This is a genomic window from Chryseobacterium sp. C39-AII1 (genome assembly GCF_039672645.1).
GTDB lineage: Bacteria > Bacteroidota > Bacteroidia > Flavobacteriales > Weeksellaceae > Chryseobacterium.
Window position 1 is genome coordinate 50,981 of the sequence record NZ_JBDFPQ010000008.1, and the last position, 16,846, is coordinate 67,826.

Here is a 16,846-nt window from a genome sequence, read left to right on the forward strand (position 1 = left end):
TTTCGCAAATATAGCGCTTTATTTAGAACAATTAAAAATAAATATGTATTTTTGTGGAATAATTCTAAATAAAAATAACGTTATGAATTTAAAACTACTCTTAGGGACTTTAATGCTAACGGCTGTTACAGCTAATGCGCAAGTAGCTACGATTAATGAAAACTTTAATAACTTCACTGCAGGGAATACAACATTTCCACAAGGTGGTTGGTCTGCGGTACTTCCTCCAATGAATATGCCACCAAGCCCACCCCCACCAATGATGATTGTCTATGAAACTGCAGGAAATGCTTCTGATAAGTACGTTTCATCATACTCTGGAGGTAATAAGGATACTCCTCAATATTTAGTTTCACCACAAATTGTAGCTCCGACAGGTGATAAGACTTTATCCTTTAAAACAAGATTAAATAGCTCTAACACGGCACAGGTAACACTACAAGTAGGTTTGGCATCGAGCCCTACAGATATGACTACTTTTGTGGCTGTAGGAGATCCTATTATAATTACTCAACAAACTACTTTTCAAACGTTTACAAGAGTAATTCCTAGTTCTTCTTCATCTTATATTGTTTTCAAAACTGTTAATACTGTAGCTGGAGCTCAACACACAGCAGCTGATTTTGATGATGTAGTATATGATTTTACTAGTGTTTTAGGAACTTCAGATTTCTTAAAATCAGCATCAAAAACTCAATTTGCAGTAACTTCAGACAACACTGCACTACAATTTGTAACTAAGAAAGATCCTAAAAATGTTCAGGTTTATTCAGCTTTAGGACAGAAAGTAGCAGATGGGAAATTGAACAATCAAAGATTAGACATCAGCGAACTTCAATCAGGAGTTTACTTTGTTCTTATCGAAGAAGCAGATGGTACTGCTACAAAATCTAAATTTATCAAGAAATAAAAGATTTTATTAGACTACTATATCAAGAAAGTCGATTTATGAATTTTCATAAGTCGACTTTTTCTTTTTACACCACTTCGAAAAGCCCATTAAATCTCAATATTTCAAAAAATTAAATAAAAACAAGATAAATATCATTTTTTTATTTAGAATCAATAAAAATAAATTCATAGTTTTGTGGAATCATTCTAAATAAGAATTTAAACATTAAGATTATGAAAACAAAACTACTTTTGAGTTCTTTACTGGTTCTTACAGTTCAACAAATGGTTTTAGCTCAGACAGATGCTTTAGGATACACGCAGGTGGATATGTCGATGGGAAGTCAATATCAAAATCGTGTTTTTTTTGGTCTACAAAATAATAATCAGGTTTCTCAACCTGCTAATTCTTGGGACATTGCATTCTTTAGAAATTCTGCAATGAGCTTTGGTTCAAGAGTAAATGATGCTAAAGATATCAAAGTATATGAGGCATCTAATGATATGAGCCAGTGGGATAATATCAATATTGCCAATTTATCCTCTTGGGGAGCGCCTATCTACAATCCGGATCAAACAACATCTCTTGCAGACGGTGCTTTTGAACAAGGTTCAGCTTCTTTTGGTTGGGGTAATTATAATGGAGGAACTCACCATGTGGATGGAACAATTATTTTTGTTTTACAGTATCCGGATGATAGTTATATTAAATTTGCCATTACAGATTATTTCAGTGCTTATACTTTCAAATATTCTAAATGGAATGCTGCTACGTCAACTTGGGGAGCAACAGAAACAAGAACAATCGCCAATGGGTCTGATGATGCTTACTTCAACTATTTTTCTTTTACAACGGGAGCAAAAGTTGAAAATCTGGAACCACCAAAAGCATCTTGGGATTTCATGTTTACAAAATATTATACATTCTATAATAATATCATGATGTATCCGCTTTCAGGAGTGATTCAAAGTCCAAGCATTACGGTTGCAAAGGTTCAACCAGAAACACAAGCTAGTTCTACATTTTCTGTGCCTGCCAATTCTAGTTTTTCATCTAATATAACAACTATTGGGCATTCTTGGAAACCTATTTCCGGAGTTTACTCAGACGTTGTTTATTATATTAAAAAAGGAAGTGAGTATTACAGAATGTACTTCATTTCAAACGGTGGAGCAACTACAGGAAACATGTACTTTAAATATAAAAATATCACTTCTGTGCTAGGTGTTACAGATATTGCTGGAAAAAAAGCTTCTTTCGGTATTTATCCAAACCCTACAACGGCAGATAAAAAAGTGACTGTTTTATTTGATGTTAAAGAAAAACTTGATAATAAAGGAACTGTACAGGTGTTTGATCTTACAGGAAAACAGGTTTATCAGGCAGAATTAACCAATCAGGCCGGATTCTACAAACAGGATTTAGACTTGTCTAGACTGATCCCAGGAAATTATTTAGTTAAAATCACTTACGGTGGAAGTTCTGAAACCAAAAAGCTGATTGTTAAATAAAAAAGTGAATTGTAAATGGTCAAACATGAATTTAATTCAGACCAATATCAATTCAAAAAATCTAAATTTTAATACTTTCTATTTTTTCTAATAAAGGCTGCTTTACAGATCGTAAGGCAGCCTTTTATACTTTTTAGTTGATAGTTGATAGTTGATAGTTGATAGTTGATAGTTGATAGAAGTTAACGAAATTCTTTTATCTTTTATCTTTTATCTTTTATCTTTTATCTTTTATCTTTTATCTTTTTAAATCAATAAATCTTAAATCCCTTATACACTTCTATCGATTTTTCCATGATCTTCGAAGCATCTTTTCGGAAATCCAGCAAATGATCTTGTCCGTTGTGACGATTATGATGTTCTACGCTTTCCCATAATTCGATCAGGAAGAAAGTTCCTTTATTATCCTTATCTTCAACCAAATCATATTGAAGACAACCTTCTTCTTTTCTTGTTTCTTTCACCAAATTCTGAAACAATTCTACCGCTTCCATCAAATAATTTTCATTAAACTTAAAAAGCGCAACGATATGTAAATTCATGTACTGTTAAATTAGACTGTAAAAGTAAATTATTTTCGAAGTCAAATTATTTTTTCTTCGCTTTATTTTTCCACTTTAACAGATTTTATGCTTAAAAAACAGATTTGTAAATCGTAATCGAACTCATAACGATCACCAAAGTTCCAATGATAACGAACATACTCTTCACAGGAAGTTTTGCAGTCAGCATTGCAGAAAAAGGAGCGGTAAAAATTCCACCTATCAAAAGTCCGAGAATAATATTCCAATGCTGAACACCCAACGTAAAGATAAATGTGACCGCAGCCGTAACCGTCAGAATAAATTTTGCAACCGTAGAACTTCCCACCGCAAACCTCGGAGTAAAAGAATTTTTAATTAAAGTTCCTGTCACCAAAGGTCCCCAACCTCCGCCGGCAAAGGCATCAATAAAACCTCCTATTACCCCTAATCTCGTAAGATTCGTCTTTTTCTTCAGTTTTTTATCCTGTTTGGTTTGAAAAGCATTCGATAAAATCTTAATACCAAGATATAAAGTGTAAAAAGAAATAATTGTTTTCGTGATTTTAGAAAAATATTCACCCAGATACGTTAAGGCAACAGCACCGAGAATAGCACCAATTACACCCGGAATAGCTAGTTTTTTAACTAAACTTTTACTTACATTTTTCAGTTTAATATGACTCGCGCTTCCTGCGGCAGTGGTAAAACTTTCCGCAGAATGTATACTGGCACTTACAGCATGCGGCGGAATATTCAGGAATAAAAGCGTCGTTGTGCAAATTACCCCATAGCCCATGCCCATTGATCCCGCAACGATTTCAGCCAATACTCCGACGAGCATCATCCAGTAAAAAATATAATCGTCTTTGGCTAAAATCACAAAAAGCTCATCCAGATAGCCCATTTCATACATTGAAAAAGCGACAATGAACAAAACGGCAACCGTTACAAAAAGAACGTTGAGCCTAATCTGGATTTTTCTTGAGATCACCATCATGATAAAATCATTACAGCTCCTACCGTAGAATTGCTGGTTTCATCAATCAGAATTGCACTTCCGGTATCATTATTTTCATTAAAACTGTCAAAAACAAGGGGTGAAGCCGTTTTCAATTTTACTTTTACCACTTCATTCAGTTTAATCCCAGAATAAATCGGAATATTTTCAAGGGTATTGACATCAATTTTATATTCAATTTCTTTGATGATGGTTTTTACCACTTTACTTTTATGCTGAATGAAATATTTATTGCCTTCGTTCAGTTCTTTTTTATCCAGCCAGCAGACAATCGCTTCCACTTCATTTTCCACTTTCGGCTGATTTTCTATTTTCACAAAAAAATCGCCGCGGCTTACATCGATATCATCCTCCAAATGCAGCACAGCCGGCTGATTGGCAAAAACAAGATCAACCTCTTTTCCTCCCGTTTCAATTTTTGAAATGGTCGTTTCAATATTTTGCGGAAGAATAGTAATTTGATCTCCTTTTTGGTAAATTCCTGAAATAATCTCGCCTGAATATCCTCTGTAATCATGCAATTCATCCGTTTGTGGACGAATCACATATTGCACCTGAAATCTTGCATTTTCAAGATTGGTATTGTTATTTACCTCAACATTTTCAAGGAAATCAAGCAAAGTCGGACCTTCATACCAAGGTGTTCTTTCTGATTCATCTACAATATTATCGCCGTAAAAAGCTGAGATTGGGAAATAATTTACATTTTCCAGCCCTAACTTTTGAGCAACCAACTGATATTGCGCTTTAATATCATTAAAAATCTCTTCAGAATAATCAACTAAATCCATCTTATTGATGGCAACCACCACATTTTTCATTTTTAATAATGAAGCAATGATCGAGTGTCTTCTCGTTTGCTCAATAACGCCTTGTCTAGCATCAATTAAAATAATAATCAACTGAGAATTAGACGCTCCCGTAATCATATTTCTGGTGTATTGAATATGTCCCGGCGCATCGGCAATAATGAATTTTCTCTTTGGAGTCGAAAAATATCGATAAGCCACATCAATAGTGATCCCCTGCTCTCTTTCGGCTCTAAGTCCGTCTGTAAGAATGGCAAGATCTACTCCGTTTTCGTTTTTATTTTTTGATTGTTTTTCCAAAGCTTCAAGCTGGTCAATCAATATATTTTTACTGTCATACAAAAGTCTTCCGATCAAGGTACTTTTCCCATCGTCTACACTTCCGGCTGTTATAAATCTTAATATGTCCACGTAAATAATATTAGTAATAAGTAATTGGTAATGAGTAATTTTTTCAAACCGCTCATCTTTGATAATTTAATATTAAGCTATGAGTAAAATATGCAGGATATTTTGCATTACTTATTACTCATTGCCCATTATTTATTAAAAGTAACCTCCTTTTTTTCTGTCTTCCATTGCGGCTTCCGTTACTTTATCATCGATTCGGGTTTCGCCGCGCTCAGAAATTTTGGAAGCGATGATTTCGTTGATCACGCTGTCTAAAGTTTCCGCATCACTTTCCACAGCTGCTGTACAGGTCATATCTCCGACGGTTCTGTAACGAACTCTTTTCGTAATCACCTCATCACTTTCATCGATCTGAATAAAATCCGAAGCGGCAATCAGCTGACCGTCATATTCAATCACCTCTCTGTCGTGCGCAAAATAAATCGAAGGAAGCTGAATATTTTCTTTTCGGATATAATTCCAAACATCCAGTTCCGTCCAGTTTGAAATTGGGAAAACTCTTACATTTTCACCTTTATTTATTCTTCCATTATAAATATTCCACAATTCCGGACGTTGTAATTTCGGATCCCATTGCCCGAACTCATCACGAACCGAGAAAAAACGTTCTTTAGCTCTCGCCTTTTCTTCATCTCTTCTCGCTCCGCCGATGCAGGCATCAAACTGAAATTCTTCAATTGTATCTAATAAAGTATGTGTTTGAAGCCAGTTTCTGGAAGCAAATTTTCCTTTAGGTTCGGTTAAATTTTTAGCTTTAATAGTATCTTCTACCTTTCTTACAATTAATTCAGCACCCAAATGCTCAGCCAGATAATCTCTGAACTGAAGGGCTTCAGGGAAATTGTGCCCCGTATCTATATGTACCAAAGGAAACGGAATCTTCATCGGAGCAAATGCTTTTTTCGCCAGATGAACCAAAGTGATAGAATCTTTTCCACCACTGAAAAGCAAAGCCGGTTTTTCAAACTGTGCAGCCACCTCACGCATAATATAAATGCTCTCTGCCTCCAGCTGCTCCAGATAATCTAATGTATAGTTACTCATTATTATTTGAAAGATTTTTTAATTAATTTGAATGCAGACCGCATTCTTTATGTGAACTTTCCCACCACCAACGTCCGGCACGAAGGTTTTCTCCAGGTTCAATTGCTCTTGTACAGGGCTGACAACCCACACTGATGAATCCTTTTTTATGCAAAGGCAAATCTTGGACTTTATTTTTTTCAAGATAATCCAAAACATCCTGATAAGTCCAGTGGATCAGTGGATTGTATTTGTAAAGGTTTCTTTGTTCGTCCCATTCTAAAACCTGCATATTTTCACGATTCTCAGACTGTTCAGAACGTAACCCCGTGATCCATACTTTTGCATTTTCCAATGCACGGTTCAACGGTTTTACTTTTCTGATGAAACAACATTCTTTCCTGTTTTCTACGGAATAATAAAAGGCATTCATTCCTTTTTCATTCACGTAATTTTCCACATCAGAAGCCTCCGGAAAATACACTTCCGTTTTTATTTTATATCTTGAATTGTTTTTGGAAAGTAAATCGTAATGTTCGTAGAAAAGTCTTCCGGTATCTAAAGTGAACACTTTTATCGGCAATTGCTGACTGAAAATTATATCTGTAATCACCTGATCTTCCTGACCAAGCGATGTGGAGAAAACCACTCCCTCTGAGAATTTTTCGGAGATGAATTTCAATCCTTCCTCTGCTGAAAGCTGTTTCAGTATATCTGCATCTTCTGTTGAAATCATATTTTGTTCATTTGAAGTAATGCAAATATCTGATAAAATAATTATCCTACCAAACAAGTAGACTAATTATTCAAAAAAAAGGATTTAGATCAGTCGATCAAATCCAGTAACGTTTTTTCTTCTAAAATCTTAAGAGATGCATCCCGAACCTCAATCAAAACATCGTGCAAACTACAGTGATCTTCATTACAGTCGGCACATTTTTCATAAAAATTCAGACTTACACAAGGCAGCATGGCGATAGGTCCGTTCACCAATCGAATAATTTTGGCAAGCTTCACATTTTCAGGATTTTCTTTGAAAAAATATCCGCCACCTTTTCCCTTTTTACTATCGAGAATGTCTGCTTTTTTTAATTCAAGCAAAATATTTTCCAGAAATTTTAACGGAATTTTTTTGTGTTCCGCGATTTCAGAAATCAGAATAGGCCCGTCATTCCTTTTTTCTACAAGGTATGACAGCGCCTTAAAAGCATATTGAGATTTTTTTGACAGCATTACAGCAAAATTAAGAAAAAAGAATTAAGTTAAAAGTAAAAAGGCAAAAGTTAAAAGTAAGGGTGAAAAGAATTATCATTCGAGCCTAAAGTTTTCATATACTTGGCTCTTTTACCTTTTTACTTGCTTCTTACTTTTTTCCTACATTTGTATCATGTTCAGTAAAGAGGAAGCGCAAAAATTAAAAAAGGAGTTTTGGACGGCATTCGGAAAGTCTTTTCCGAGAAAATGGATTTTGTATGATACCAAGATCAAAGATTTCTCGTTTAAGTTTTATGCAGATAAGAAAAAAGCAGAGGTTTCTTTGGATATCGAAATGAAAGATGAAATTTTCCGCGATGCTTATTACAACAAGATTTGGTCTCTCGAAGATATTCTGAAAGATTTTATCGGCGATTTCCATAAAGAAGAATTTTATACGCTTGAAAACGGAAAAGTCATCAGCAGAATTTGGGTAGAAAAGGAAGGAATTTCGGTTTTCAATAAGAATACATGGCAGGAAGCTTTTGAGTTTTTTGTTGATAAAATGGATGGGTTTGAAAGGTTTTATTATGAATATGAAGATTTTATAAAAGATGTTTAACAATTATGGTTCCTGTTTTTATGTGCAGGAAAGCAAAATTGTTTTTCATAAAGCAAAATAAAATCAGGAAAAATAAAATAAGCCTACCAATAAAACCTGAATTAACAAGGTTTGAAAAATAGCGTAGAAAATTCACATAAAACTTAAACTTCCGTTTAAATAATTTTTGTATTTTAGTCAAACTAAAAATATCAATTTATAAGTATTCATAATGCTTTTCAGTAAAATTCACATTGATATTTCTAATTATTAAATCACAAAAAATATTAACTTCATGGAAGAAAACACGTTCATCTTCACAGACGGAGCCGATCCTAAAATGATTGAAGCTTACCAAAAAGCTCAGGAAACTTTTAAATATTTCTGGAGAGAACTGTCTTGGGAATACAGAAGAATTATTCCGGCGATGAGCCTTGCCTGTGCAAAAACTTCTTTTTCTGAAAAACATCCCGAAACCGGAGAAGAAATCGTTGAACATATGTGGATCAATGATATTGATTTTAATGGAGATACCGTGAAAGGCTACCTCATTAATGAACCCAATAATCTTAGCAACATTCAGGCAGGTGATTATTTTGAAATTCCTTTGAATGAGATCAGCGACTGGCTTTTCGCGATGACACCCCCTGTTAAAAAACCAAAAGGTCTTTCCAAATTATTTTCGTCTTCAGAAGAGCGGATTCCAAAAGCATACGGAGGATTTACGATTCATAAAATGCGCGCCGATATGAAGTCTGATCAAGAACTTCAGGAACACGATGCCATGTGGGGGCTTGATTTTGGAGATTTTAATCATATTGAAGTGGTTTACGAGCAAACGGAACATCCTGAAAACCTGACTGAACATCCCATGAGCAAAAATATGAAGGAAAGTTTTATCACTTTTTTAAAGGATTATCCGAATGAATTGACCAATCTGGACGAGGAAGGTTTATCTCTTCTTCACAAAGAAACAATTGCCGGAAATTTAAGCTCGATTGAAGTACTCTTAGAGCACGGAGCCGATAAAAATTTAAAAGCAAACAACGGTAAAACGGCTTTAGATTACGCTAAACAACTAAAATGGGAACATTTGATTCCTATTTTGCAGAATTAATTTTAATTTGAAAACAATAGGTAGAGAAGCTTTCGGGTTTCTCTTTTTTATTTTATCTGATGTGCATCTTTTTAGCTAACTTTCCGATATGAAAGAATTAATACAATACTTTTTACAATTCGGCAAGTTGAAAGAAGAGGAAATCAATACTATTTTAAGTAATGTGACCACTTTGAATGTAAGCAAAAACGGACATTTTTCTGAGATAGGAAAAATTCATCATAAGGTAGCCTTTATTTTTGAAGGTATCCTTCGCGTTTATTATCATGACGAAAAAGGTGAAGAAATAACCAAATATTTTGTTGAAGCAAATAATCTTGTGGTTGATATAGAAAGTTTTAATAACCTTACCCCTTCAGATGGAAGCATCCAGGCAATGACCGACTGTAAATTTATTGTATTCTCAAGGGAAGACTGGCAAAGACTTCTTGTAGAAATTGAACAATGGAATATTATGGTTAATAAAATGATCTCTCATGCTTTACTTCAGAAAATAAAACGAAGAAGTCCGTTAGTTGCAGAAGATGCCACAACACGTTACCTTAAATTTCTGGAAATTTATCCAAATATTATAAACCAGATTCCGCTATCTTATGTTGCTTCTTATTTAGGAGTAACGCAATCTTCTTTAAGCAGAATCAGGAAAAATATTAATTAAAGTAGTAAGATGGAAGCATAAATTTAGCTTCAAAGATTAAACTTCCAACCCCCATCTCATAAAAATTTCATTTTTTGTCAAATGGCAAAAGATTTTATTTTTAAAATTCTGAATTTTGCTTCATCATTCAAAACATAAAAAATGAAATCAGCATTAATTACCGGAGCCAACAGAAGTATTGGTCTGGAAATCGTAAAACAACTTTCTAAAAAAGGATTATTTGTATATCTCGGAAGCCGTGATCTTGCAAAAGGAGAATCTGTTGTCAATAATTTAACAAAAGAAGGATTTGAAAATATTAAAGCCATCGAAATAGATGTCACCAAAGAAGAATCTATTCTTTCTGCTAAAAATAATATCGAAAAAGAACAGGGAAAACTGGATATCCTCATCAACAATGCCGGGATTTTAGGAGAAGTTCCTCAGAATTCTTTAGATACCAAAGTGGAAGATATCAAAGAAGTTTTTGAAACCAATTTCTTTGGAACCATCAATGTCACTCAGGTTTTCTTGGAATTATTAAAAAAATCCGACAGTCCACGAATCTCCAATATCACTTCCGGACTTGGTTCTTTAACATTCCATAGCGATCCTAACTGGAAATATTACGATTATAAAACAGCTGCCTATGGTACTTCTAAAACAGCTTTGAACGCCTATACCGTTGTCTTGGCTTATGATCTGAAAGATCTGCCTTTTAAAGTAAATGCTATTGATCCCGGATATACCGCCACAGATTTCAACCATCACAACGGTACCGGTTCTGTAGAAAGTGCAGCAACCTTTATCATTAAACATACATTAACGGATAAAGATGCGCCTACCGGTAAGTTCTACAGCAATGAAATTAAAGATGGTATTGAAGTAAGCCCTTGGTAGAATTTGTTTAAATATATCAAAAAGAGAAGCTTTTCGGGGGTTCTCTTTTTTATTTATAAGTAGCTCCCAAAAAATAAATTTTATCCGTCTGAATCTCAGAAAGCTTCAACCCATTTTAAACCTCTTCGTCTGAACTTCAGATTCTATAAACCAGTTTTAATTCTGCCCGTCTGAACTTCAGAAAGTATAAAGCAATAGTAGTTCTGTTCGTCTGAGTTCCAGATTACCTAAACTAGTTTAAGTTGGGCTCGTCTGAACTTCAGACGTAAAGAAAATATTTTGACTCGTCTGAGACTCAGACGTGAATATTTTTTTTCATTAAAAATGAAACATTCACGATTCAGATACATCATTCGTTGATCCAGCTACTTTTACCATCTTCCATCTTGCCATCTTTGTATCATCATTTAACAACAATAAAATATTTAAAAATGGAAACAAAAAAAGTATGGTTTGTGACAGGAGCTTCAAAAGGATTAGGATTATCTTTAATTAAAAAATTACTTGAACAAAATTATCGTGTGGCTGCCACCACAAGAAATGTACAGTCGCTGATCGCTGAAATCGGAGAGATTTCGGAAACATTTTTACCGCTTGAAGTAAGTTTAACCGACAATGAAAATGTAAAATCGGCCATCGAAAAGACAGTTCAACATTTCGGACAGCTAGACGTTGTGGTAAACAACGCAGGTTACGGTCAACTGGGAACTTTGGAAGAGCTTTCTGATGAAGAAGCAAGAGCTAATTTTGACGTAAATGTTTTTGGAACATTGAACGTGATCAGAAACGCAATGCCTCATCTCCGTGTACAAAAATCCGGACATATTTTCAATATTTCTTCTATTGGCGGCTATTCAGGAAACTTTCCGGGATGGGGAATTTATTGTTCGACAAAATTTGCCGTGGCAGGCTTAACGGAAGCTTTGGCTGAAGAAGTGAAAGACTTTGGGGTAAAAGCGACTGTGGTTTATCCTGGATATTTCAGAACTGATTTCTTATCCAAAGAATCTGTCAGAACTCCGGAAAATTCAATTCCTGAATACGAAGCGGCAAGAAATTCTGAGCAGGCTCATCTGGATGAAATCAATGGAAATCAGCCCAACGATCCCGACAAAGGAGCAGAAGCTATTATTACCATCAGCGAAGTTGAAAATCCGCCTGTACATTTCCTGCTGGGAAGCGGAACTGATGAGTTTTTGAATAACAAAATTAAAACCATTACAAGCGATGCAGAGAAATGGAGTGAACTGACGTATTCTACTGTGATTTAAACACTTTCTTTTGTCTTGAAACAAAAGAAACAAAAATTCAAGACTTGGAAACTGAATGCTAAAAATTAAAATTTAATCCTAAAATTCTCAAAACTTGCGCGAATTCAAGATTTGTTCTTTGATTCAACTTTTATCTCGCGCTTCGAACAGTGAGAATTTCTTAACGGCTTAACTTTTAATTTTCTTTACGCTTCAGTTTCCTAGGTCGTTTAGATCCTTTGACTCCGCTCAGGATGACACCGTGAAACTTTCCGTAATAATTGTAACGGTTAGTATTAGCGATGTCATCCTGAGCGAAGTCGAAGGATCTCCTCATCATCTTATTACTTAAAATTCAATTCACCTTTCAAAATAATTAAATAACTTAGTCATTATGAAAAATACGTTTCGTTTTAATACGCTTTCCGATTTTCATGCGTTCTGCAATCTTCCAAATCCTGAACATCCGTTGATCAGCTTGATCGATTACAGTAAAGTGAACTATCCTACTGATGATACAGAGCTGAAATGGATTCAGAATTTTTATTCCATCGGCTTGAAGAGGAATGTTAATGCCAAGTTTAATTATGGGCAACAGGAATACGATTTTGATTCCGGTGTGCTATGTTTTGTTTCTCCGCTTCAGTTTTTAAGCCTTGAAATGAAGCCCGATGTCGAAGTGGAACCTACCGGATATTTATTGCTGATTCATCCCGATTTTCTTTGGGGAACTTCTCTTATTAAGAAAATAAAGTCTTATGAATTTTTCAGTTATCAGATCAATGAAGCTCTTTTTTTGTCAGATAAAGAAGAGAAAATTATTGTTGATTTATTTAAAAATATTGAAAAGGAATATCAAACCAACATTGACAAATTTACCCAAGAATTGATTGTTGCCCAGCTTGAATTATTCCTAATTTATGCTGAACGTTTTTATGAGCGACAGTTTTTTACAAGAAAAAAATCAAGTCATGAACTGTTGGATAAATTTGAAGAAGTACTTTCCGAATATTTTGAAAACGGAAATCTTCTCGAAAACGGCATTCCTTCTGTAAAATTCATCGCCGAACAGATGAATATTTCACCCAATTATCTGGGAACTTTATTGCGAATTCATACCCAACAAAATACGCAGCAGCACATTCAGAATAAACTGATCGATCACGCGAAAGAACGACTAAGCACAACGAGCTTATCTGTCAGTGAAATTGCTTATGAGCTGGGATTTGAACATCCTCAGTCTTTTAGTAAGTTGTTTAAACAGAAGACGAATCAGTCGCCGGGGGAGTTTAGGAGGTTGTTTAATTGATCATTTTCATTAAAAATTAATTTGTAATTTTGATTTAAATATATCAGTCATGGATATTCAAACAAGAAAATTAAATCTCATCACTTATCTTGCTCAACTTCAGGATGAAAGTTTCTTTAATAAAATTGAAGAATATATTTTGTCTAAATTGGAGAAAGATGGCAATAATAAACCTTTTTCAATTGAAGAATTAAATTCCAGAATTGATCAATCATTGGAAGATTCAACGAATGATAGAATTACTAATTCTAATGATTTACTTTCTGAATTTAAATAATCAAAATATCACATAACAAAAAAGAGAAGCCAAAAACTTCTCTTTTTCTATATCATTTATCCAAACTTCTTCTTCCTCAACCAGAAGAATAAACCTCCTAAAATCCCGATGATTACGAGCGGAAGCAGCAAATTAAACCACTGCCAGTTGCTTTTTTCTTCGTTAATTCGGTGTCTGTCGAGAAGTCTTTCTTCAATGTTTCTGTTTCTTAAATCGATCAAATTGCTGTCATCCAGCAAATAATCTAGTGCGTTTCTCAGGAATTGTTCGTTTCCAAACTGTTCGTTGGTCATCAGATCTACGCCTAAAGGTAATGCTTCACCTTTTACAATTTTATTTCGCCCCACATCACCGTCTGCGATGACGATCATTTTATTTTCAGGACTTGAGCCTTTAAAATTCGGGTATCCTTTTCTTTCAATTCTGGAAGCATAGGCTGAGTTGAATTTACCTTCCAAAGCCACCGCATAAATTTTCGGAGTGCTTGGTTTTTCCATTTGTCCAAGGCTGTCTACGCTTGCTACCTCTTTCAATTCCACATAATTAGGAACCTGCTTCAATAAAGTCCTTTCGCTCGATTCGAAAAGAACTTTTGTTTTGATATTTTTTCTTCCGCCCAATGTATCAATGGAAGTCGGAAATTCAAATTTTACCGGATTGATATTTTTTGTGATCGGATGATCATTTTCAGCAATTCCCAACGGATAATACGGCCACGGAAGTGTTGTAAACTGAGGGTTCCCGCTTACTTCGCCTGTTACCAGCTTTAGCAAAGCGAACTTCTTTACATCTTTTACCAGCGCCGGGTTGATTCTTAATCCGTAATTAAAGAAAAAGTCAGTCATATTGATGTCTACGGGGAAAGGCATCACTTTTTGAGACCTCATCAAAGTATCCATTTCAGCATTTACGGCATCAATCATCCAAAGTGTTTTCCCGCCGTTCATGATATATTGATCCAAAATCACTTTTTCATTGTCTGTAAATGCTTTTCTCGGTTTTGCAATCACCAAAGCGCTCATTTGCTTCAACAACGGAACATCTGCCAACGTAAGTTCTGTTTGGTTTTTAGGAATAACAGGTCCGGCATCATAATTTTCTAATGCCAGATGCATGAAACCCTGAAATTCTTCAGGACTTAATTCATCCTGATTAACTAAAATTCCGACCTTTTTTCTTTTATCAACCGCGATGTTTTTAATATTTGAAACAAAATTATACTCCAGATTTTCGATTGATTTTCTCAACTGTTCATCAGCATCAATTCCTGTCTGCTGTACCACCAACGGAATAGAAACGCCATTGCTTCCATATTTTACCACCGCATAAGGAAACAGAACGATTTGTGAAACTTTCCCGTCTTTGATGTCGGGAAGAACAGAAGGCTGCATTCCCATGGCCATCAGGCTGTCTTTCGACATTTTGGTTTTAATGGGATCAATGAATTTAAAATCTATTTTTGGATTAATTTTTCTGAAATTTTCCAGCATAAATTTCGTTTCGCTCTGCAATTGTTTAAAACTTGCAGGAAAATCTCCTTCAAGGTAAACTTCTACCGTTACCGGTTTTTTCACAGATTCCAATACTTTCACCGTGTTATCGGAAAGGGTATATCTTTTCTCTTTTGTTAAATCCAATCGGATTCCCGTAACTGCTAAAATGATAGCTAACGGAAGGATCACAAACAGTAAAATTCCTAATGGAGATTTGAATGATATCTTCTTCATAATTCTACTTCTTTTTATTGATAAAATGATTGGACAATGCTAATGTAAGGCCGATAACAAAAACGAAATACGCGATATCTTTAAAATCGATCAAGCCTCTTGTAAAACCTAAGAAATGCTGATAGAAACCGATGTTCTGAAGAATAAAATCTGCGCCTCCCAGTAGTTTATAACTTGCGAGCTGCTCGATTCCAAAATACATGATAAAACACATAAAAACGCCCAACAAATAAGCCATAATCTGATTCTGAGACAGTGAAGATGCTAAAATTCCAACTCCTGAAAAAGTTGCAATCAGGATAATCAATCCGAAATAGCTTCCGAAGGTCATTCCCATGTCGATATTTCCTTCCGGAACGCCTAAAACGTACACCGTATAAAGGTAAATTAACGATGGAATAAGACATAAAATCCCGACTACCCAAACGGAAAGGAATTTTCCAAATACCAGGTCTGAAACTTTCAGAGGTTGAGAAAAAAGCCAGTTCAATGTTCCCGTTTGCTGTTCTTCCGCAAAAGTTTTCATGGAAAGTGCAGGAATGATGAACATTAGCAACCAAGGAACTAAAACAAAATAACTTTGTAAAGAAGCCTGTCCGATTTCGAAAATATTAGAATCGTTATCGAAAAAAAACAAAAAAAGAGTACTTATTAAACTGAATGCGGCAATGATTACCCATGCGCTCCAGTTTCCAAAGTAACTCCAAAGTTCTTTTTTAAAAATTGCAATCATAGTTTTATTATCAAATGTTGATTGTTGTTGGTTGATCGTTGCTAGATTTCTCATCCATCAACTATAAACTGTTAACCAGCAACCAAATCATTACTTTTTCTTATTCTTATTAACCAGTTTCACGGTCATCATGATCAAAAATACCAAAACGAAAAATCCGGCGATTAATTGCCACCAATATTCAATGACCTGAGATTTTAAGATCACGGTGAAGACAACCAGAAACAAAATGAAGGTTGCAATCTCGTTGGCCTGTCTTAATTTTATATTCGCTGTTTCCAGTGTACTTCCGTTGAGTTCTTTTAATTGTAAAACCTTCCTCCAGCACCAGTAATGGTAAATGGCTAAACCGATCAGGAAGGTTAGTTTTAAATGAAACCAAGGCATCTTCATCAGTCCAGGATTCAAAAAGATCATCACCAAACCGCAAACCGCCATGATTACGCCCGCCGGAACGGTAATAATATTCCACAGTCTTCTCGCCATGAATTTATACTGTTCCCTCAAAATGTTCTTCTTTTCTTCGGGAAATTCATCGGTATCTTTATAGTAAACAAAAATTCTCACGAGATAAAAAATTCCCGCAAAATAGCTTACCATGAAGATAATGTGAAGCGCTTTTATTATAGTGTAAAGCATTTGAAAAAAATAATGGCAAATATAATGTTAATGATAAAAATATTTGATAGAAAATAGAATAAATATTGCCTTTGTTGTTTTATGTTTAGAATTAATTATTCTTTTGAATCTAAACCTTAAATAATTGTCTTCTTATAAAAAGGTAAATAGTGGGTTGAAACAACCATTTCCTAGCCCGGATTGAGCGGCATGTTTGAGCTCTTTTTCGCTTTTGGGGTTGGGGGGGGGGGGGGGGGGGGGGGGGGGGGGGGGGGGGGGGGGGGGGGGGGGGGGG

Annotated in this window: 19 protein-coding genes; 9 read left to right on the forward strand and 10 right to left on the reverse strand. The window is 35.0% G+C overall.

From position 1 onward, the window contains the following. The first annotated feature begins 82 nt into the window (after positions 1-82). Both ABEG63_RS13240 and ABEG63_RS13245 read left to right on the forward strand, forming a co-directional pair. Positions 83-910: a choice-of-anchor J domain-containing protein gene (locus ABEG63_RS13240; protein WP_346585412.1), complete on the forward strand. Its 828-nt coding sequence runs from the start codon at positions 83-85 to the stop codon at positions 908-910. A gap of 215 nt (positions 911-1,125) precedes the next feature. Continuing rightward, complete coding sequence (locus ABEG63_RS13245; protein WP_346585414.1) at positions 1,126-2,403, forward strand: T9SS type A sorting domain-containing protein; 1,278 nt, start codon at positions 1,126-1,128, stop codon at positions 2,401-2,403. Positions 2,404-2,654: 251 nt separating this feature from the next. Here ABEG63_RS13245 and ABEG63_RS13250 read toward each other — a convergent pair whose 3' ends face one another. The 6 genes from ABEG63_RS13250 to ABEG63_RS13275 all read right to left on the reverse strand — a co-directional run bounded on the left by ABEG63_RS13250 (position 2,655) and on the right by ABEG63_RS13275 (position 7,421). Next, positions 2,655-2,945: a putative quinol monooxygenase gene (locus tag ABEG63_RS13250; RefSeq protein ID WP_267406104.1), complete on the reverse strand. Its 291-nt coding sequence runs from the start codon at positions 2,943-2,945 to the stop codon at positions 2,655-2,657. Positions 2,946-3,036: 91 nt separating this feature from the next. Beyond that, positions 3,037-3,924 carry a sulfite exporter TauE/SafE family protein gene (locus ABEG63_RS13255; RefSeq protein WP_346585416.1) on the reverse strand — a complete coding sequence of 296 codons (888 nt, stop codon included), beginning with the start codon at positions 3,922-3,924 and terminating at the stop codon, positions 3,037-3,039. Beyond that, positions 3,921-5,165, reverse strand: a complete 1,245-nt coding sequence (locus ABEG63_RS13260; protein WP_346585418.1) for a GTP-binding protein — start codon at positions 5,163-5,165, stop codon at positions 3,921-3,923. Before ABEG63_RS13260 ends, ABEG63_RS13255 begins: the two co-directional genes overlap by 4 nt. Positions 5,166-5,300: 135 nt before the next feature. After that, positions 5,301-6,209 (reverse strand): sulfate adenylyltransferase subunit CysD, encoded by a 909-nt coding sequence (gene cysD / locus ABEG63_RS13265; RefSeq protein WP_346585420.1) that lies wholly within the window; start codon positions 6,207-6,209, stop codon positions 5,301-5,303. Positions 6,210-6,231: 22 nt separating this feature from the next. Next, positions 6,232-6,924: a phosphoadenylyl-sulfate reductase gene (locus tag ABEG63_RS13270; protein WP_346585421.1), complete on the reverse strand. Its 693-nt coding sequence runs from the start codon at positions 6,922-6,924 to the stop codon at positions 6,232-6,234. An 89-nt stretch (positions 6,925-7,013) separates the two neighbouring features. Beyond that, positions 7,014-7,421, reverse strand: a complete 408-nt coding sequence (locus ABEG63_RS13275; protein ID WP_267406099.1) for an Rrf2 family transcriptional regulator — start codon at positions 7,419-7,421, stop codon at positions 7,014-7,016. Positions 7,422-7,575: 154 nt separating this feature from the next. Between ABEG63_RS13275 and ABEG63_RS13280 the strand changes: the two genes are divergently transcribed. The 5 genes from ABEG63_RS13280 (at position 7,576) to ABEG63_RS13300 (ending at position 11,908) form a co-directional block, all read left to right on the forward strand. Further along, a complete protein-coding gene (locus tag ABEG63_RS13280; RefSeq protein WP_312399328.1) occupies positions 7,576-8,004 on the forward strand; it encodes a DUF4268 domain-containing protein in 429 nt (142 codons plus the stop codon). A 274-nt stretch (positions 8,005-8,278) separates the two neighbouring features. Next, complete coding sequence (locus tag ABEG63_RS13285; protein ID WP_346585423.1) at positions 8,279-9,100, forward strand: DUF2314 domain-containing protein; 822 nt, start codon at positions 8,279-8,281, stop codon at positions 9,098-9,100. A gap of 88 nt (positions 9,101-9,188) precedes the next feature. Further along, complete coding sequence (locus ABEG63_RS13290; protein WP_267406092.1) at positions 9,189-9,758, forward strand: Crp/Fnr family transcriptional regulator; 570 nt, start codon at positions 9,189-9,191, stop codon at positions 9,756-9,758. 141 nt (positions 9,759-9,899) lie between these two features. Then, positions 9,900-10,637, forward strand: a complete 738-nt coding sequence (locus ABEG63_RS13295; RefSeq protein WP_346585425.1) for an SDR family NAD(P)-dependent oxidoreductase — start codon at positions 9,900-9,902, stop codon at positions 10,635-10,637. 431 nt (positions 10,638-11,068) lie between these two features. Then, positions 11,069-11,908, forward strand: coding sequence for an SDR family NAD(P)-dependent oxidoreductase (locus ABEG63_RS13300; RefSeq protein ID WP_346585427.1), 840 nt, complete (start codon positions 11,069-11,071; stop codon positions 11,906-11,908). 175 nt (positions 11,909-12,083) lie between these two features. Here ABEG63_RS13300 and ABEG63_RS13305 read toward each other — a convergent pair whose 3' ends face one another. Beyond that, positions 12,084-12,227, reverse strand: coding sequence for a hypothetical protein (locus tag ABEG63_RS13305; RefSeq protein WP_346585429.1), 144 nt, complete (start codon positions 12,225-12,227; stop codon positions 12,084-12,086). A 54-nt stretch (positions 12,228-12,281) separates the two neighbouring features. On the opposite strand from ABEG63_RS13305, the gene ABEG63_RS13310 reads away from it, so the two are divergent. Both ABEG63_RS13310 and ABEG63_RS13315 read left to right on the forward strand, forming a co-directional pair. After that, the gene (locus tag ABEG63_RS13310) at positions 12,282-13,196 is read left to right on the forward strand and encodes a helix-turn-helix transcriptional regulator (RefSeq protein WP_346585430.1); all 915 of its coding nucleotides are present in this window, start codon (positions 12,282-12,284) and stop codon (positions 13,194-13,196) included. A gap of 49 nt (positions 13,197-13,245) precedes the next feature. Continuing rightward, a complete protein-coding gene (locus ABEG63_RS13315; RefSeq protein ID WP_346585432.1) occupies positions 13,246-13,473 on the forward strand; it encodes a hypothetical protein in 228 nt (75 codons plus the stop codon). A 56-nt stretch (positions 13,474-13,529) separates the two neighbouring features. On the opposite strand, the gene gldG is transcribed toward ABEG63_RS13315, so the two are convergent. The 3 genes from gldG to ABEG63_RS13330 all read right to left on the reverse strand — a co-directional run bounded on the left by gldG (position 13,530) and on the right by ABEG63_RS13330 (position 16,572). Continuing rightward, positions 13,530-15,200: a gliding motility-associated ABC transporter substrate-binding protein GldG gene (gldG, locus tag ABEG63_RS13320; protein WP_346585434.1), complete on the reverse strand. Its 1,671-nt coding sequence runs from the start codon at positions 15,198-15,200 to the stop codon at positions 13,530-13,532. A 4-nt stretch (positions 15,201-15,204) separates the two neighbouring features. Next, positions 15,205-15,933: an ABC transporter permease gene (locus ABEG63_RS13325; protein ID WP_346585560.1), complete on the reverse strand. Its 729-nt coding sequence runs from the start codon at positions 15,931-15,933 to the stop codon at positions 15,205-15,207. 90 nt (positions 15,934-16,023) lie between these two features. After that, on the reverse strand, positions 16,024-16,572 hold the full coding sequence (locus ABEG63_RS13330) for a CopD family protein (protein WP_346585436.1): 549 nt from the start codon (positions 16,570-16,572) through the stop codon (positions 16,024-16,026). Positions 16,573-16,846: the final 274 nt, after the last annotated feature.

Coding starts and splice junctions, on each gene's coding strand:
- ABEG63_RS13240 (WP_346585412.1), top strand. CDS start 83: ATGAATTTAAAACTACTCTTAGGGACTTTAATGCTAACGGCTGTTACA.
- ABEG63_RS13245 (WP_346585414.1), top strand. CDS start 1,126: ATGAAAACAAAACTACTTTTGAGTTCTTTACTGGTTCTTACAGTTCAA.
- ABEG63_RS13250 (WP_267406104.1), bottom strand. CDS start 2,945: ATGAATTTACATATCGTTGCGCTTTTTAAGTTTAATGAAAATTATTTG.
- ABEG63_RS13255 (WP_346585416.1), bottom strand. CDS start 3,924: ATGATGGTGATCTCAAGAAAAATCCAGATTAGGCTCAACGTTCTTTTT.
- cysD (WP_346585420.1), bottom strand. CDS start 6,209: ATGAGTAACTATACATTAGATTATCTGGAGCAGCTGGAGGCAGAGAGC.
- ABEG63_RS13270 (WP_346585421.1), bottom strand. CDS start 6,924: ATGATTTCAACAGAAGATGCAGATATACTGAAACAGCTTTCAGCAGAG.
- ABEG63_RS13275 (WP_267406099.1), bottom strand. CDS start 7,421: ATGCTGTCAAAAAAATCTCAATATGCTTTTAAGGCGCTGTCATACCTT.
- ABEG63_RS13280 (WP_312399328.1), top strand. CDS start 7,576: ATGTTCAGTAAAGAGGAAGCGCAAAAATTAAAAAAGGAGTTTTGGACG.
- ABEG63_RS13285 (WP_346585423.1), top strand. CDS start 8,279: ATGGAAGAAAACACGTTCATCTTCACAGACGGAGCCGATCCTAAAATG.
- ABEG63_RS13290 (WP_267406092.1), top strand. CDS start 9,189: ATGAAAGAATTAATACAATACTTTTTACAATTCGGCAAGTTGAAAGAA.
- ABEG63_RS13295 (WP_346585425.1), top strand. CDS start 9,900: ATGAAATCAGCATTAATTACCGGAGCCAACAGAAGTATTGGTCTGGAA.
- ABEG63_RS13300 (WP_346585427.1), top strand. CDS start 11,069: ATGGAAACAAAAAAAGTATGGTTTGTGACAGGAGCTTCAAAAGGATTA.
- ABEG63_RS13305 (WP_346585429.1), bottom strand. CDS start 12,227: ATGATGAGGAGATCCTTCGACTTCGCTCAGGATGACATCGCTAATACT.
- ABEG63_RS13310 (WP_346585430.1), top strand. CDS start 12,282: ATGAAAAATACGTTTCGTTTTAATACGCTTTCCGATTTTCATGCGTTC.
- ABEG63_RS13315 (WP_346585432.1), top strand. CDS start 13,246: ATGGATATTCAAACAAGAAAATTAAATCTCATCACTTATCTTGCTCAA.
- gldG (WP_346585434.1), bottom strand. CDS start 15,200: ATGAAGAAGATATCATTCAAATCTCCATTAGGAATTTTACTGTTTGTG.
- ABEG63_RS13325 (WP_346585560.1), bottom strand. CDS start 15,933: ATGATTGCAATTTTTAAAAAAGAACTTTGGAGTTACTTTGGAAACTGG.
- ABEG63_RS13330 (WP_346585436.1), bottom strand. CDS start 16,572: ATGCTTTACACTATAATAAAAGCGCTTCACATTATCTTCATGGTAAGC.